Raw genomic sequence first — 17,276 nt, 5'->3', positions numbered from 1 at the left:
GCAAGCTCCAGGGGATGAACGGCCTTGTCACCTCGCTGCCACTCGAAATTCATGGGGTATCATCCTTATTATTGAACGGCAAACTGGCGGCGGATTTTACGCATCAGCAGGAATAACCACGGCCAAAGCACGCCGTTTACCACACTGCTCCAGAACACCTCGGGGCGGAAAGACACGTTGATCACCAAAAACTCAGCCCAGAAGACCACAACATCCATAGCTAATGATAGCAACACGACGATCAGCGCTTGCTGCCATAGGGCCATATTGCGGAATAGTTGGAATTTGAACGCGACCAGATAGGCGATAAGGCCCATTGCCAGGGCTCGCACACCCAACGTTGAACCGAGGATAAGATCCATGATCAGCCCGAGGATAAACCCGGTACCGACGTTGACCCGATGCGGCAGCGCCATCACCCAATACGTCAGGATCAGCAACAGCCAGGAGGGCCGGAACATGTAGATTTGCTCCGGCCACGGCATGATTTGCAGCACCAGTGCTACCAAGAATGACAGCCAGATTATCCAGCGCCCATGGCTGCGATAGCGGTTCATCTGGTGGCTCCAACGCCCGCAGGCGTGCCGGTGGCAGCCTGAGGCAATGTTGTACCGGTCGCAGGCTCCGGCAGCGGTGCCGGTGGGCCCATGGCATCCGCCGGTGGCAACACCTGAGGCATCATCTGCATCAGACGTTCATTGGCAACGCGGTGAACTTCATCCGGTGGCAGCGGCATTTCGCCGTTGCGATCGGCCCCCCACAGCAGTAACAGGTAACGCAGGCGTTGCAAGCCGGCGGTTGGACGCGCCTGGATCACGGTGTAAGCGCGCTGGTTATCCACCTTCACCGAAGAAACTACCGCGACCGGATAACCTTCAGGGAAGCGGCCACCCAGGCCAGAAGTCACCAGCACATCACCTACGCGGATATCTGTATTGCCCGGCAGATGCTCCAATTGCAGATCGTCCGCACAACCACTGCCAGCAGCAATCACGCGGATATCATTACGCAGCACCTGGATCGGCAACGCATGGGAAGCATCACAAATCAGCAGGACGCGGCTGGTCATTTTCGCGACCGCCACCACCTGCCCGACCACGCCTTTATCACTGATAACCGGCTGGCCTTCGTAGACACCGTTATCTGAACCTTTATCGATCACCACCTGATCGCTATAAGGGTCAGAGCCGGTCGAGATCACCTGAGTGACCATTTTGTGTTCGTCCTGGCGCAAGGGCGAGCCTAACAGCTCACGCAAACGGGCATTTTCCTGTTTGAATTGGCCAAGAAGAAGAATATCGCTGTTCTTCAGCAGCAATTCCTGCCGCAGAGCACGGTTTTCCAGCTTTAACTGTTGGCGGGTAGCCAGCGTTTCCGAAACGCTGTCCAAAACTTTACGCGGCCCATTGGCCAAAAAATAAAAGGGACTGACGGCGGTATCCATGTAGTTTCGTATTTTTACGAACGTACCGAGCCGGCTGTCAGCAACGATCAGGACGATAGCCACGATCACTGCCAGGAAAAGTCGTAGTTGCAGGGAAGGCCCCCTGCTAAAAATCGGCTTCATAAATTATGCGCGTTCCTCGACAACAGAAAGGGGTCGCACCAGATGCCATACCGTTGCCGCCATCCGCTACGATCCCACCGTTCTGGGGCTGCTGACTATTCTTCGCTGAACAAATCGCCGCCATGCATGTCGATCATTTCCAACGCCTTACCACCGCCACGAGCCACGCAGGTGAGGGGATCTTCTGCAACCACGACCGGGATACCGGTCTCTTCCATCAGCAAGCGATCCAGGTTGCGCAGCAAGGCGCCACCACCGGTCAGTACCATACCGCGTTCGGAGATGTCGGAGGCCAATTCTGGTGGGCACTGTTCCAGCGCAACCATCACCGCGCTGACGATACCGGTCAGTGGCTCTTGCAGGGCTTCGAGAATTTCATTGGAGTTCATGGTGAAGCCGCGTGGCACACCTTCAGCCAGGTTACGGCCACGAACTTCGATTTCACGCACTTCATCATCCGGGTAAGCGGAGCCGATACCGTGCTTGATACGTTCTGCAGTGGCTTCACCAATCAGTGAACCGTAGTTACGACGCACATAATTAATAATGGCTTCGTCGAAACGATCACCACCGATGCGCACGGAAGAGGAGTACACCACGCCGTTGAGCGAGATAACCGCGACTTCTGTCGTACCACCACCGATATCAACCACCATGGAACCGGTCGCTTCTGATACCGGCAAACCGGCACCGATAGCCGCAGCCATAGGTTCTTCGATCAGGAACACTTCACGAGCGCCTGCACCCTGAGCGGACTCACGGATGGCACGGCGTTCAACCTGAGTGGCACCAACAGGTACACAAACCAGGACGCGCGGGCTTGGGCGCATGAAACTGTTGCTATGAACCTGTTTGATGAAATGCTGCAGCATTTTTTCGGTCACGAAAAAGTCGGCGATAACGCCGTCTTTCATCGGACGGATAGCCGCGATATTGCCAGGCGTACGCCCCAGCATCTGTTTGGCGTCATGACCTACGGCAGCAACGCTCTTGGGTGAGCCTGCACGATCTTGGCGAATGGCAACCACTGACGGTTCATTCAGTACAATGCCTTGTCCTTTAACATAAATCAGGGTATTGGCTGTACCCAAGTCGATGGACAAGTCATTAGAAAACATGCCACGAAATTTCTTAAACATAACGAAAGGATAATCCTGCAAGCTGGGGGCGGAAAATAAAATCCGCCTACTTTACCAACCACACGAAGCAGCGACAAGGCGCAAAAACGTTCTACTTCGGTGAAAAATAGTCTGCGTTGTTTCTTACCGATTGTACGGAAAGCGAATGGGGCCTGATATCCCTCAACAAAGGCTCAGTTTTCCACCAAATCAACGTACCACGCGGCGTAACACAGCTCATAAAATCTAACATTTCTCCTGATTGCCAGTGGTGGTAAGCACCTACTGACGCCCACAGGAAAAGACGGACCATTCTACGTTAATTTTTGCCCGGTCATCAGGTTAAACACGATAACGACGCGAATATTTTTTGCGACCCACGTCAATAGGCTCCGGCGAAGCAAAAACTCACCCTGCCCACCGAGGATCCCGCGTTCTTTCAGCGTCTGCCATTCGTTGCGCGTACGCACGCTCGCGGCAAAAACCTTCACATTTGTCCCTTCGCAAGCGCTCGTCAGGCTCTGAACGAACAGTTGGTTTTCATCGCGCCGGTCAATACTCCGCACCAGGCCGGGGTGAAGCTTGACAATCTCCACCGGTAACGACTTGATATAGGAGGTACTGACGACGGTCAGTCCCGCCTGAGAAACCGCCAGGCGGCACCCCAATCCGGTAAGTAACCGCAACGCCGGGCGCAAACGGTCGATATGTTGACACACATCTGCCTCAGCAAGTTCAATCAGAATTCGCCTGCGATGACTTTTTTCACACTGTAACAGGGTATCGCGCAGCCAGCGTTGAAAACTGCGCTGTAATAATGAATCAACACACATCGGAAATGCCAGTGTCTCTTCGGGCCAAAGGGCCAATAACGGAATAATCCGGTTCATCTGCTGGCGATCGTAGTTTTCTGCCAGACCCAGCTGCTTGATCAACGGCATATATTCGGCAGGCAGCAATTCTTGCTCACCGTCATAAATCCGGCTCATTATTTCGCGGTGATGCACTTCCCCTTCAACCGTGACCGCCGGTTTCTGATACAAGCGCGGCCCGCCGCGTGCCAGTACCAGTTCAAGCAACGTGCGCCACTTAACGCTGCCACGCCCTTTTTCTGGTACTTCGCTGTCATAAACATACCAACCGTTTTCCCCCTGCAACACGGCATGGCGAGTCGCCTGTTCGGCATAATCAATGATCTGTTCCGTGGTCTGCCCGCTTCGATAGGCAACAATACCAATGTGCAGGAAGGCTTCACGCTCGATAAGCGCGGTCGAAGGCAGGGAGTCGATGGCGTTAACCAGCTGCGCCGCAATGCCATCCGCCTCTTTCAGCGTGCGATGGGGCAGCAACACGGTAAAGTCGCTGTGAAAATAGCGGGCCAGCAAGGCGGCTGGGTAACGCATGACAAAGGTGGACAGCAGGTTGACCAGCGAGTACATCAGCTCCTGTACCGCCGCATTGCCATGAACCTCACGCAAGGTGTCGAAATCCGGCAGGCGCACCATCATTACAATGCCGTGTGACCCCTCTTCTTCCAACTGCGTGGTGAGCTGATTATCGAAGAACAATCTGTTGTTGAGGCCAGTTTTTGCATCTTGCGCAGCAAAGGCACGGATCAGGGTATCGACCCGGCTGCGCTCCTCACGGGCCTCAGCCAGATCGGCCAACAGGCGATCCAGCGCACTGCTGACGCTGGCAGGCCATTCGCGCACATCGCCTTTAAGCACCGCTTCACGCTCGCCGCTGAGAATGCGCCGGGCCCGATGTTCAAGGCGGTCTTCCCCAACGGCCTGCTCCCGCAGCCAGCGCAAGCTGAGCAGCAAAATTACCAGCATGATAATGATCGATACGGTCACGGCTCCGGTGGATTGCAATGAGCGCACATCACTGACGACGGGATCAAGATACGTCACATTCAAACGGGTGCCGGGGTGGTGCATCAAGCCCAGCGAGGCCTGGCGGTAGCCGTTAAGCGATTCCCAGGGAACCGACATCGACGGCAGACGATAAGAAAAGAGATTACTGGTTTCGGTGTCCACGCTAATGGCAACAATGCTCAATGGCCGCATCACCAGCGGGATCCACACCTCCTGCTCTTCCAGGGATTCAAGTAGCATCGCCTGATCCAATGAGGTTGCCAGTGCGTCGAAGCGGCGTTCCATGCGCTCTTGAGTGACAAAAAAGAAACTGAATGAACACCCCATCAGCATTAAAAACATGGCCAATGCGACGAGCAGGGTGATTAATGCAGAGAGTTTGGTTGTGAATCTCATCCCTGTGCCTTGTGCGCGATAATTAAGTAAAGAGTCACCCTTTGATAAATAAAGGCCCCGTTCCTGCTCGAATAAGTACAACGCAATACCCTGATTTTAAAAAATTATGGAGGAATTTCCTTTTCCTCGCCAATTATCAGGTTATTTTTAACAACCTATCAAGCATAGACAATGAAGAAAACCATTAAGCAGCAATTTTTTGTCCTTTATCAGGACATCCTATTTTATTATGCATATAGTCAAATAAAACTGACTTAAATATTCATTTATCCTATGAATTTCAAGTTACCGCGTTGTCACCTACCGCTTGAAAGGCGACGTGGATAGATAATATGAAAACAAGGGGAAGAATCACATGCGTGCATTGTTATTAGAACTACGTGGCGATCAGACCTTGGCGCAGGTCCAAGAGATCGACAGCCTTCAATTGCCGGAAGGCGACGTAACGGTTGACGTCAACTGGTCAAGCCTGAACTATAAGGATGCCTTGGCGATCACCGGCAAAGGAAAGATCGTACGTAACTTCCCCATGGTGCCAGGGATCGACTTTGCAGGCCTGGTCCGCAGCAGCTTGGATCCCCGCTTTAAAGAAGGCCAGAGCGTAGTGCTTACCGGCTGGGGCGTGGGGGAAAATCACTGGGGTGGCCTGGCCGAGCAGGCCCGTGTTTCTGGCGAATGGCTGGTACCGCTGCCAAAAGGGCTGTGCGAGCGTAAAGCGATGATCCTCGGTACCGCCGGTTTTACCGCCATGCTGTGCGTAATGGCGCTGGAAGAAGGCGGCGTGAAACCGGGGGACGGCGACATTCTGGTCACCGGAGCCAGCGGTGGCGTAGGCAGTACGGCTATTGCCCTGCTTACCGCTCTGGGTTACAGCGTGACCGCCATCAGTGGCCGGGATAGCAATACCGATTACCTGAAATCCCTGGGGGCCAAGCACGTCTTGCCACGCAGCGACTATATCTCCCCTCCGCGCCCGTTAGAGAAACAGCTGTGGGCTGGAGCTATTGATACCGTTGGCGACAAACTGCTGGCACGCGTGCTGGCGCAGATGAATTACAACGGCATCGTTGCCGCCTGTGGCCTGGCGGGGGGTATCAGCTCCCAACAACCGTGATGCCTTTTATACTGCGTAACGTTCGTTTGCAGGGCGTGGATTCGGTGCATACTCCGCTTCATCGCCGCCAAACGGCCTGGGAGCGTCTGGCCGGGATCCTGCCAGAAAGCTTCTACGAGCAAGCCACGCAGGAAATCCCACTTGAGGATGTGCCCGCTGCGGCAGCCGCGCTGATGGACAATCAAATCACTGGCCGTACGTTGGTGAAAATCCGCTGAAGCAGGCATGGGTTCTCACCTCCTGAATGCGCGGCTCATGCCGCGCTTTTTATTAGCAGCCATAACGCCTTGCCTACACTCCATTTACATTCTTGACACTCTTTCCCTCGCATAACCTTGGCTTTCACGCCATGCTTAAAGCATCACTTTTGGAGAGAAAAAATGAAACAGCAGCGGAAATTGACGGAAGCCGATGTCACGCCGGAGAGTGTGTTTTATCAGCGGCGTAAAGTGCTGCAGGCGTTGGGGATCACCGCCGCTTCGCTAGCTTTGCCCACGGGTGCGCAGGCCGATTTATTGTCCTGGTTCAAAGGCCACGATCGGCCTAAAGCACCGCCGGGTAAAGCGCTGGAATTCAGCCAACCCGAAGCCTGGCAGGCCAAGCTGGCACTGACGCCTGAGGAAAAAGTCTCTGGCTACAATAATTTCTATGAGTTTGGCCTGGATAAGGCCGACCCTGCTGCCAACGCAGGCGATCTTAAAACAGCAGGCTGGAAGGTGAGCATTGGCGGTGAAGTCGGCAAACCCATAACCCTGGATATTGACGATCTCATCAAGCGCTTCCCCCTGGAACAACGAATTTACCGTATGCGCTGTGTTGAGGCCTGGTCGATGGTCGTGCCCTGGATTGGTTTTGAGCTGGGCAAACTGCTCAAGCTGGCTGAGCCCAATAGCAACGCTCGCTATGTAGCGTTTCAGACCTTGTACGATCCAGAACAAATGCCCGGCCAAAAAGACCGCTTTATCGGCGGCGGGCTGCAGTATCCCTATGTGGAAGGTTTGCGTCTGGATGAAGCAATGAACCCGCTGGCCCTGTTGACCGTCGGCGTCTATGGCAAGATGCTGCCGCCACAAAACGGGGCCCCGCTCCGCCTGATAACGCCGTGGAAATACGGTTTCAAAGGCATCAAGTCCATTGTGCAGATCACCCTGACCCGTGAGCAACCGCCCACCACCTGGAACCAGTCGGCCCCAAACGAATATGGCTTTTACGCCAATGTGAACCCTCACGTCGATCACCCGCGCTGGTCGCAGGCTACCGAACGTTTCATTGGTTCAGGTGGCATTCTGGATGTGCAGCGCCAGCCCACGTTGCTGTTTAACGGCTATGCCGAGCAGGTTGCCTCACTGTATCGCGGCCTCGATTTAAGGGAGAACTTCTGAGTGCGCTTAACCCCAAAGCAGATCGTCTGGTTAAAAGTAGCCATCTATCTGGCGGCGTTCCTCCCCTTTCTATGGTTGATCCTGGCGGTTGACCAAGGGTGGTTCAGCGCCGATCCGGCCAAGGATATCCAGCATTTTACCGGCAGGATGACGCTAAAGTTGCTGCTGGCTACCCTGCTCGTCACCCCTCTGGCCCGTTACACGCGGCAACCTCTGTTGATCCGTTGCCGCCGCCTGCTGGGTTTGTGGTGTTTTGCCTGGGGAAGCCTGCATCTGGTAAGCTATTCAACGCTGGAGTTGGGGCTGAACAACCTGGGCTTGCTGGGGAGTGAACTGTTAACCCGCCCTTATCTGACACTGGGCATCCTGAGCTGGCTGATACTGCTGGCACTGGCCGCCACCTCAACGCTCTGGGCACAGCGCAAGCTGGGGTCAAAATGGCAGAGGTTACACAACTTCGTCTATCTGGTGGCGATCCTGGCACCGATCCACTACCTGTGGTCGGTAAAAACCTTTTCACCTCAGCCGTTCATCTACGCCGCGTTGGCCCTGCTATTGTTAGCGCTACGTTACAAAAAATTTCGGGCGTGGTGGCGGTAAACCGCGGACAAAGCAGTCAAATTGACAGGAAAAATCCCCTTCTTCGGCACGGAACTTTTCTGTGTTCTATCCCTCATAATCCGATAGCAGCATGATCTGTTTGCCGATTTGGGGTTGAATATCTTCGCTGATAAGACCAGTATTTAGCTGCGAATTGCTACGATATCGTTATAATGCCCGACCTTGTTCCTGTCGCTGGTGCAAAATAATCGTGTAACAGGTGACAAATCGGTGACATCGGGTTATTTTCTACGATGATGGTTTTATTGCCGGAGATACCAGCATAATGGCGGATAAGTTTCACATTTTGCTTCTGAACGGCCCCAACCTGAATCTACTGGGGGCGCGTGAGCCGGAAAAGTACGGTAGCACGACGTTGGCAGAGATTGTTAACGGATTGGAAAACCAGGCGCTCGCGCTGGATGTCACCCTGAGCCATCTACAGTCCAATGCCGAACATGCGTTAATCGATCGCATTCATCAGGCAAGCGGTAATACAGATTTTATTCTGATTAATCCCGCCGCGTTCTCGCATACCAGCGTGGCGCTGCGCGATGCTCTGCTGGCGGTACAGATCCCGTTTATCGAGATCCACCTGTCCAACGTGCATGCCCGTGAACCTTTCCGCCAACACTCTTACCTGTCTGATATTGCGGTAGGCGTGATTTGCGGCCTCGGCGCGGATGGCTACACATTTGCTTTACAGGCAGCGGTTCGCCGTCTGTCAAAAATCCACTAATAGCTTCACAAAAAGAGTACGGAATCACACTCATGGATATTCGTAAAATCAAGAAACTGATCGAGCTGGTTGAAGAATCAGGTATTTCTGAACTAGAAATCTCTGAAGGCGAAGAGTCGGTTCGCATCAGCCGTGCCGCACCGGTGCAGTCATACCCAATGATGCAACAGTACGCAATGCCGGCCCAGCAGCAACCAGCTCTGGCTACCGCTGTTGCCCCTGCTGCCGCAGAAACCCCTGCAGCACCGGCGGCCGTGAGTGGCCATATCGTTCGTTCACCAATGGTAGGCACTTTCTACCGCACGCCAAGCCCAGACGCGAAATCCTTCGTGGAAGTGGGCCAGAAAGTGAACGCAGGTGACACCCTGTGCATCGTTGAAGCAATGAAAATGATGAACCAGATCGAAGCGGACAAATCCGGTGTGGTTAAAGCTATTCTGGTAGAAAACGGCCAACCGGTTGAATATGACGAGCCGTTGGTCGTCATCGAATAACGAGGCGCACCATGCTTGATAAAATTGTTATCGCCAACCGTGGCGAGATCGCGCTCCGTATTCTGCGTGCTTGTAAAGAACTGGGCATCAAGACCGTTGCTGTCCACTCAAGCGCCGACCGCGATCTGAAACACGTTCTGCTGGCGGATGAGACCGTATGTATCGGCCCTGCGCCTTCGGTCAAAAGTTATCTGAACATCCCGGCAATCATCTCCGCCGCCGAAATTACCGGCGCTGTGGCGATCCACCCGGGCTATGGCTTCCTGTCTGAGAATGCCGATTTCGCCGAGCAAGTTGAACGCTCTGGCTTCATTTTCATCGGCCCACGCGCCGAAACCATTCGCCTGATGGGCGACAAGGTTTCTGCTATCAGCGCCATGAAAAAAGCTGGAGTACCTTGTGTACCAGGCTCCGATGGCCCGCTGACCGATGACATGGATAAAAACCGTGCCTTCGCCAAGCGCATCGGTTACCCGGTGATTATCAAGGCTTCGGGCGGCGGCGGCGGTCGTGGCATGCGCGTTGTGCGCGGCGACAAAGATCTCGAACAGTCCATCACCATGACGAAAGCGGAAGCCAAAGCGGCTTTCAACAACGACATGGTATATATGGAAAAATACCTGGAAAACCCACGTCACATCGAAATCCAGGTGTTGGCTGATGGCCAGGGCAACGCGATCTATCTGGCTGAACGTGACTGCTCCATGCAGCGCCGCCACCAGAAAGTGGTCGAAGAAGCTCCTGCACCAGGTATCACCCCGGAACTGCGCCGCTATATCGGCGAACGTTGTTCTAAAGCCTGTGTGGAAATCGGCTACCGCGGTGCAGGTACCTTTGAGTTCCTGTATGAAAACGGCGAGTTCTATTTCATCGAAATGAACACCCGTATTCAGGTAGAACACCCGGTTACCGAAATGATCACCGGCGTGGATCTGATCAAAGAGCAGTTGCGTATCGCTGCCGGTCAACCGCTGTCGATCAAACAGGAAGAAGTGAAGGTTCAAGGCCATGCGGTAGAATGCCGTATCAACGCCGAAGACCCGAATACCTTCCTGCCAAGCCCGGGCAAGATTACCCGTTTCCATGCGCCTGGTGGTTTCGGCGTGCGTTGGGAATCTCATATCTACGCCGGTTATACCGTGCCGCCGTACTACGATTCCATGATCGGCAAACTGATCACTTACGGTGAAAACCGTGATGTGGCGATAGCCCGCATGAAGAACGCCCTGGCTGAGCTGATCATCGATGGCATCAAAACCAACGTTGAGCTTCAGCAAAAGATCATGAGCGACGAAAACTTCCAACATGGTGGTACCAATATCCACTATCTGGAGAAGAAGCTGGGTCTGCAGGAAACCTGATCACCGGTTAACGGTTTGGGTTAATAAAAAACACCGTATGAGATCTTCTCTGCGGTGTTTTTTTATATGTCAAGCCGGCTCGTTACTGCCATTGGCCGGTTTTTTGTCGGCTTTAACCACATAACGGCTTGGCAAAACCGTCCCTTGTCGTAAAATCCCCTCCTTTGTAATCCATAACCGTAAACCCCCTGGAGGCACGGATGGAACAACGCTTTGTTCAAGCCCACCGCGAAGCTCGCTGGGCATTGGGCCTGACGCTATTTTACCTGCTGGCCTGGTCGCTGGCGGCCTACCTGCCAGACAGCGCTTCCGGCATCACCGGCCTGCCGCACTGGTTTGAAATGGCCTGTCTGCTGGTACCGCTGCTGTTTATTGGCCTGTGTTGGTTGATGGTACGCGGCGTCTTCCGCGATATTCCGCTGGAGGACAGTGATGCAAATTGAAGTCATTCTGCCGCTGGTCGCCTATCTGTTGCTGGTATTTGGCCTCTCGGTTTATGCCTACACCCGACGCCAGAGCGGTAATTTTCTGAGTGAATACTTCCTCGGCAACCGCTCAATGGGCGGTTTTGTTCTGGCAATGACGCTTACCGCCACCTATATCAGCGCCAGTTCGTTTATCGGCGGGCCAGGTGCCGCCTACAAATACGGCCTGGGTTGGGTGCTGCTGGCGATGATCCAACTGCCTGCCGTGTGGCTTTCGCTTGGCGTATTGGGCAAAAAGTTTGCCATTCTGGCACGGCGTTACAACGCGATTACGCTTAACGACATGCTGTTCGCCCGTTATCAGAGCCGCCTGCTGGTATGGCTGGCCAGCCTGAGCCTGCTGATCGCCTTCCTTGGGGCGATGACGGTGCAGTTTATCGGTGGGGCACGCCTGCTGGAGACCGCCGCAGGCGTTCCTTACGATACCGGGCTGCTAATTTTTGGTATCAGCATTGCGCTGTACACCGCGTTTGGCGGCTTCCGGGCCAGCGTCCTGAATGATGCCATGCAGGGATTGGTGATGCTGGTGGGCACGATACTGCTGCTGGTTGCAGTCATCCATGCTGCCGGGGGTTGCACAGCGCGGTAGATAAACTGCAGCACATCGATCCGGCGCTGGTAACACCGCAAGGCGGCGATCAGATCCTCAGCCTGCCGTTTATGGCTTCGTTCTGGATCCTGGTATGCTTCGGGGTGATTGGTCTGCCACACACTGCCGTGCGATGCATCTCCTATAAAGACAGCAAAGCCGTACATCGGGGCATTATCCTCGGCACTATTGTGGTGGCGATCCTGATGTTTGGCATGCATCTGGCAGGTGCCCTGGGCCGGGCGGTGATCCCGGATCTGAAGATCCCCGATCAGGTGATCCCAACGCTGATGATCACCGTGCTGCCCCCGTATGCCGCAGGGATCTTCCTGGCGGCCCCCATGGCGGCCATCATGTCGACCATTAATGCTCAGTTGCTGCAATCTTCCGCCACCATCATCAAAGACCTGTATTTGGGGGTTCGCCCACAGGAGATGCAGAACGAGAAGATGATCAAACGCTTCTCCAGCCTGACGACATTGATCCTCGGGTTGCTGGTGCTGCTGGCTGCCTGGCGGCCACCGGAAATGATCATCTGGCTTAACCTGCTGGCGTTCGGCGGGCTGGAAGCGGTGTTCCTGTGGCCATTGGTACTGGGCCTGTACTGGGAGCGAGCCAACGCACAGGGCGCCCTTAGCTCAATGGTCACCGGTGCGTTATGCTATACGCTATTAGCCAGCTTCGGCCTGCAACTGGCAGGGCTGCACCCTATTGTGCCTTCGCTGATACTCAGCCTGATGGCGTTTTATATCGGTAACGTCTACGGCGACAAACGCCGGTTGGCGTCGTCCTTATCCTCTTAAGAGAATTGTTATGCCTTGGATCCAACTAAAACTGAACACGACGGGCAGCCAGGCAGAAGACCTGAGCGATGCATTGGTTGAAAGCGGAGCCGTGTCGGTGACCTTCCAGGATACCCACGATAATCCGGTATTTGAACCCTTGCCGGGTGAGACCCTGCTGTGGGGCGATACCGATGTGATTGGCCTGTTTGACGCCGAAACCGAGATGGCCGAAGTGGTGGCCATGCTGGAGCAGCACCCGTTGCTGGGTGCCGGTTTCCGCCACAAAATCGAACAGTTGGAAGACAAAGATTGGGAACGCGAATGGATGGATAACTTCCACCCGATGCGCTTTGGCGAACGCCTGTGGATTTGCCCAAGCTGGCGCGATGTGCCCGATCCAGATGCAGTGAATGTCATGCTGGATCCAGGTTTGGCGTTCGGCACCGGGACTCATCCAACGACGGCGCTTTGTCTGCAGTGGCTGGATGGTCTCGATCTGGTCGGCAAAACCGTCATCGACTTCGGTTGTGGTTCAGGCATCCTGGCAATTGCAGCGTTAAAACTCGGTGCAGCCCGCGCCATTGGCATCGATATCGATCCCCAGGCCATTCAGGCCAGCCGCGATAACGCACAGCGTAACGGCGTTTCTGAGCGCCTTGAGCTGTATTTGCCAAAAGACCAACCGGCCAACCTGTCAGCTGATGTGGTGGTGGCCAACATCCTCGCAGGCCCGCTGCGCGAATTGGCGCCATTAATCAGCGATCTGCCAAAATCCGGCGGCTATCTTGGCCTCTCTGGCGTGCTGGCAACCCAGGCCGCTGGCGTAGCCGAAGCCTATCAGGATAAATTCAATCTCGATCCGGTTGCCGAGCGCGAAGAGTGGTGCCGTATTACCGGCCAACGTAAATAGTTACATTTTCTTCTCTGGTAAAAAACCATCGGAAATTTAACCACTTCCGATGGTTTTCCTGTTTTCGTAGGAATACCCCGGTTTATCCTGACAAAAGCTGGGCGTAATCTTCTGCACCAGCGATGGCGGCCCGTAACACATGAGCTACCCGCAAGGGATTATTGGTATTTTCGTTTGAAAAGGATCAGGAAATGAAAGGAAAAGTGTTGCTTGCTGCCTTAGTGGCCGCCAGCTTCTCAATCAATGCAGCAGAACATGCACATTGGAGTTATGAAGGCCAGGAAGATCCCGCACATTGGGGCAAACTCTCACCCGATTTCTCGCTATGCGAAACCGGCAAGAACCAGTCACCAGTCAATATTCAGGGCGCACTGAAAACCCACCACGGCAATCTTGGGCTGGCCTTCCGGCCAGGCAAGCAGCAAATCGTCAATAACGGTCACACGATCCAGGTCAACGTTAGCGAAGGGAACACTTTGCGGTTGGATAACGCCACCTTCACGCTGCAGCAATTCCACTTCCACGCACCAAGCGAAAATGAGATAGACGGTAAACAGTTCCCTCTGGAAGCTCACTTTGTCTACAAAGATAAAGACGGCGCCCTGGCAGTAATGGCTCTGATGTTCCAGGAAGGTAAAGCCAACCCACAACTGGCGCAGGCCTGGCAACAAATGCCCACCGCTGTTGATCAAACCGCCGTGCTGAACAAGCCGCTGGATATCAAAGCACTTCTGCCGCAAAAATTTAACTTCTACCGCTTCAGCGGTTCACTGACCACGCCGCCATGTTCTGAAGGCGTCAGTTGGCTGGTGCTGGAAAAGCCTGTAAGCGCTTCTGTCGAGCAAATCAACCAATTCCGCTCAGTAGTCCACCATAACAACAATCGCCCGGTACAGCCGCTCAATGGCCGCGTAATCGTCGATTGATATCTACCTGTAACCCATCGTTGCGCCATCACAGCGGCGGTGGGTTTCACCTTGGATTCTCCCTCTGGTTTTGTTTATAACTTTTTTGGTTTTGTCAAAGCATTACTCTAACAATGTTGCAATTGGCCTGCAGTTACGCGCTCACATCCACATTGCCTAAAGATAAAATCCTGTAGATCGCGGAATATTTTATTGCATACAAATTAAGCACTTTAAGCCAAGACATTGTTAAATAACTATAATATTTTCACTAATCGCTGTGAGTCGCATTTTTATTGCTCATTAACCGCCAATTGCTCAAAGTTTGGCCTTTCATCTGAGAGAGAAAATGCGTAATATACGCGCCCTTGCGGACACAGTATGGTCATTCTTTGTCTATGCGCATTGGACACCACCAGTTAACAAATTGCCTGATTGCGGCCCCGATGGCCGGCATCACAGATCGCCCATTCAGAACCCTATGTCATGCAATGGGTGCTGGGATGGCTGTATCCGAAATGCTCTCCTCCAATCCGGAGGTGTGGCGAACGGATAAGTCACGTCTGCGTATGGTACATAGTGATGAACCAGGGATCCGCTCCGTGCAGATAGCCGGATGCGATCCTGATGATATGGCTGCCGCGGCGCGCATTAATGTGGCCAGCGGTGCGCAGATCATTGACATCAATATGGGGTGCCCAGCCAAGAAGGTGAACCGGAAGCTTGCAGGGTCTGCGTTACTGCAGTACCCGGATCTGGTTAAACAGATCCTCCTCGCGGTAGTCAACGCGGTGGATGTGCCGGTAACACTGAAGATCCGTACCGGCTGGGAGCCAGAACACCGTAACTGTGTAGAGATTGCCCAACTGGCCGAAGATTGTGGTATACAGGCCCTGACTATTCATGGCCGAACCCGTGCCTGCCTGTTTAACGGCAACGCGGAGTACGACAGTATTCGGGCAGTTAAGCAGAATGTTTCCATTCCGATTATCGCGAATGGCGACATTACTGACCCGCATAAAGCCAGAGCAGTGCTCGACTACACCGGGGCTGATGCCCTGATGATAGGACGTGCTGCTCAGGGGAGACCCTGGATCTTCCGGGAAATCCAGCATTATCTGGACAATGGGGAGTTGCTGCCACCGATGCCACTTGGCGAAGTGAAGCGCTTGTTGATAGGGCATATTCGGGAATTGCACGGCTTTTATGGCCAAGGCAAGGGATTCCGGATTGCTCGAAAGCACGTCTCCTGGTACTTACAGGAGCATGCCCCGAGTGACCAGTTTCGGCGCACATTCAACGCCATAGAGGATGCCAGCGAACAGCTGGAGGCGTTGGAGGCATATTTCGAAAATCTTGCGTAACAAAAAGAGCTGACAGAACTATGTTCGAACAACGCGTAAATTCTGACGTACTGACCGTTTCAACCGTGAACTCACAGGATCAAGTGACTCAAAAGCCTCTGCGTGACTCGGTTAAGCAAGCACTGAAGAACTATTTTGCTCAACTGAATGGTCAGGATGTTAATGATCTGTATGAGCTGGTACTGGCTGAAGTTGAACAGCCACTGTTGGACATGGTGATGCAATACACCCGTGGCAACCAGACCCGCGCAGCCCTGATGATGGGGATCAACCGCGGTACACTGCGTAAGAAATTGAAAAAATACGGCATGAACTGATACTAGTCAGTCAGGTTGTTGAAAAAAGGCGCTTTTACCTCATTCGGTAAGCGCCTTTTTCTTTAAAATGACTACACCATAGACTACACCGTCACTTGAACGATGCTACCCTTTGGCGAACATAGACAAACAAAAAGGCCGCATAAGCGACCTAATTACGGAGTGCATCACATCTGATCTTCACCAAGATTTATTTCAGCGCTCGAAGCTCAGAAAGAATTTTTCGCCCAACCGCCCCTGATGCCTGATAGTCACACGGCCACCAGAACCAATCCGTTCAGCTAAATCTGCCAGTTCTTTTGCGTTACGCTGATGCCTTATTGTCTCGTTATCTTGCCTGACAACCTTCGGTACTCACAGGTAATGATAGTGCTTGCAACATCCTCCCCTTGAGTAATAATGTAACCATTAGGTTTATCTAATAAATAAAAACAACGAGGAAACCTGTGACGAAGGATACTTCCATCACTCACGGAGAACACAAATGACCGTTTTTGCTGTCGTTTCAAGCACTGAATACGAACTCATGAAAGCGGCTATCATCCGGAAAATACGGCCAGAGAATTTTTACATGGTGCATCAAGGGTTCTGGTTTATTGATAGCCAATTTGCCACTTCGAAGGAGTTATGTAGTTTATTAAGCCCAGACCAAAACATAGGTTCATATGTTATCTTCCCGGTCAATGCCTACTATGGATACCATGATAAAACAATATGGGAATGGCTAAGTGGTAAGGGCATCTAATGGTAAATAGCGATAGATTTACACCGCCAGAGCAATCAACACCGAACACGACTAACCAGCACCCAGGTGAAGCAGAATCGCGTCATGATCAGCATCAGTGGATCGTCCGTTCCTTTAACGAAATGAAGGAGGATAATCGACACGTGAACACTCGAATTGATCAGGTTTATGATCATCTATCAGATGTCAAAAACGATGCGTCATTGGCATGCGCTATCTCTCGTATGGAGGTTACTCTGTCCAATAATGTAACAAAGTTGGATGACGTGAATAGAACTTTATCAGGACATACCCAGCAGCTTGGCAAACTGACTGGTATCGAAAGTAAGCTTGATAAATTAGAAAGCATCGAATCCGCCATCAGTAAGGTAAAGATCGCTGTTGGCATTGGTAGTGTGATTATTGCTGGTGCTATAGGTATTGTGTGGTTCTTGTTTGGTGCCTACCTAAGCAAAATCCTCGAGGCGCTTAACGCCCTAGTTCTTAAGTAACGCCCATCACTGTGGGCTTCTTGAATATTAATACCCT

The 17,276-nt window shown here is 53.1% G+C and carries 15 protein-coding genes and 3 pseudogenes; 14 read left to right on the top strand and 4 right to left on the bottom strand.

Annotation, left to right across the window (positions count from 1 at the left end):
- Nucleotides 1–68 precede the first annotated feature (68 nt).
- From mreD to csrD, 4 genes and pseudogenes are all read right to left on the bottom strand, one after another.
- Nucleotides 69–557, bottom strand: a complete 489-nt coding sequence (gene mreD, locus ACQ86O_RS08220) for a rod shape-determining protein MreD (protein ID WP_431224822.1) — start codon at nt 555–557, stop codon at nt 69–71.
- Nucleotides 554–1,567, bottom strand: coding sequence for a rod shape-determining protein MreC (gene mreC / locus ACQ86O_RS08215; RefSeq protein WP_431224821.1), 1,014 nt, complete (start codon nt 1,565–1,567; stop codon nt 554–556). Before mreC ends, mreD begins: the two co-directional genes overlap by 4 nt.
- Nucleotides 1,568–1,662: 95 nt before the next feature.
- Nucleotides 1,663–2,706, bottom strand: a complete 1,044-nt coding sequence (gene mreB, locus ACQ86O_RS08210; protein ID WP_021180765.1) for a rod shape-determining protein MreB — start codon at nt 2,704–2,706, stop codon at nt 1,663–1,665.
- A gap of 321 nt (nt 2,707–3,027) precedes the next feature.
- Nucleotides 3,028–4,958: pseudogene (csrD, locus tag ACQ86O_RS08205) on the bottom strand (RNase E specificity factor CsrD).
- A 355-nt stretch (nt 4,959–5,313) separates the two neighbouring features.
- On the opposite strand from csrD, the pseudogene ACQ86O_RS08200 reads away from it, so the two are divergent.
- The 14 genes and pseudogenes from ACQ86O_RS08200 (at nt 5,314) to ACQ86O_RS08135 (ending at nt 17,239) form a co-directional block, all read left to right on the top strand.
- Nucleotides 5,314–6,290 (top strand): annotated as a pseudogene (locus tag ACQ86O_RS08200) (MDR family oxidoreductase).
- A gap of 162 nt (nt 6,291–6,452) precedes the next feature.
- The gene (gene msrP / locus ACQ86O_RS08195; protein ID WP_431224820.1) at nt 6,453–7,454 is read left to right on the top strand and encodes a protein-methionine-sulfoxide reductase catalytic subunit MsrP; all 1,002 of its coding nucleotides are present in this window, start codon (nt 6,453–6,455) and stop codon (nt 7,452–7,454) included.
- Nucleotides 7,455–8,054 (top strand): protein-methionine-sulfoxide reductase heme-binding subunit MsrQ, encoded by a 600-nt coding sequence (gene msrQ / locus ACQ86O_RS08190; protein WP_431224819.1) that lies wholly within the window; start codon nt 7,455–7,457, stop codon nt 8,052–8,054.
- A 286-nt stretch (nt 8,055–8,340) separates the two neighbouring features.
- Nucleotides 8,341–8,793 (top strand): type II 3-dehydroquinate dehydratase, encoded by a 453-nt coding sequence (aroQ, locus tag ACQ86O_RS08185; protein ID WP_431224818.1) that lies wholly within the window; start codon nt 8,341–8,343, stop codon nt 8,791–8,793.
- A gap of 32 nt (nt 8,794–8,825) precedes the next feature.
- On the top strand, nt 8,826–9,287 hold the full coding sequence (gene accB / locus ACQ86O_RS08180; RefSeq protein WP_431224817.1) for an acetyl-CoA carboxylase biotin carboxyl carrier protein: 462 nt from the start codon (nt 8,826–8,828) through the stop codon (nt 9,285–9,287).
- An 11-nt stretch (nt 9,288–9,298) separates the two neighbouring features.
- The gene (accC, locus tag ACQ86O_RS08175) at nt 9,299–10,648 is read left to right on the top strand and encodes an acetyl-CoA carboxylase biotin carboxylase subunit (RefSeq protein WP_431224816.1); all 1,350 of its coding nucleotides are present in this window, start codon (nt 9,299–9,301) and stop codon (nt 10,646–10,648) included.
- A gap of 200 nt (nt 10,649–10,848) precedes the next feature.
- Nucleotides 10,849–11,091 carry a YhdT family protein gene (locus tag ACQ86O_RS08170; RefSeq protein ID WP_431224815.1) on the top strand — a complete coding sequence of 81 codons (243 nt, stop codon included), beginning with the start codon at nt 10,849–10,851 and terminating at the stop codon, nt 11,089–11,091.
- Nucleotides 11,081–12,525: pseudogene (panF, locus tag ACQ86O_RS08165) on the top strand (sodium/pantothenate symporter). Before ACQ86O_RS08170 ends, panF begins: the two are co-directional and overlap by 11 nt.
- A 10-nt stretch (nt 12,526–12,535) precedes the next feature.
- Nucleotides 12,536–13,417 carry a 50S ribosomal protein L11 methyltransferase gene (prmA, locus tag ACQ86O_RS08160; RefSeq protein ID WP_431224814.1) on the top strand — a complete coding sequence of 294 codons (882 nt, stop codon included), beginning with the start codon at nt 12,536–12,538 and terminating at the stop codon, nt 13,415–13,417.
- 191 nt (nt 13,418–13,608) lie between these two features.
- Nucleotides 13,609–14,343, top strand: coding sequence for a carbonic anhydrase (locus ACQ86O_RS08155; RefSeq protein ID WP_431224813.1), 735 nt, complete (start codon nt 13,609–13,611; stop codon nt 14,341–14,343).
- 377 nt (nt 14,344–14,720) lie between these two features.
- Complete coding sequence (dusB, locus tag ACQ86O_RS08150; RefSeq protein WP_431225681.1) at nt 14,721–15,686, top strand: tRNA dihydrouridine synthase DusB; 966 nt, start codon at nt 14,721–14,723, stop codon at nt 15,684–15,686.
- Between the two features lie 20 nt (nt 15,687–15,706).
- Nucleotides 15,707–16,003, top strand: a complete 297-nt coding sequence (gene fis, locus ACQ86O_RS08145; RefSeq protein ID WP_000462905.1) for a DNA-binding transcriptional regulator Fis — start codon at nt 15,707–15,709, stop codon at nt 16,001–16,003.
- A gap of 484 nt (nt 16,004–16,487) precedes the next feature.
- Complete coding sequence (locus ACQ86O_RS08140) at nt 16,488–16,748, top strand: hypothetical protein (RefSeq protein WP_431224812.1); 261 nt, start codon at nt 16,488–16,490, stop codon at nt 16,746–16,748.
- Entirely contained in the window at nt 16,748–17,239 is a 492-nt protein-coding gene (locus tag ACQ86O_RS08135) for a hypothetical protein (RefSeq protein ID WP_431224811.1), read from the top strand. Before ACQ86O_RS08140 ends, ACQ86O_RS08135 begins: the two co-directional genes overlap by 1 nt.
- Nucleotides 17,240–17,276: the final 37 nt, after the last annotated feature.

It is taken from the genome of Serratia sp. L9 (assembly GCF_050632285.1).
Lineage (GTDB): Bacteria > Pseudomonadota > Gammaproteobacteria > Enterobacterales > Enterobacteriaceae > Chania.
This window is presented reverse-complemented; position numbering and strand designations above follow the sequence as displayed.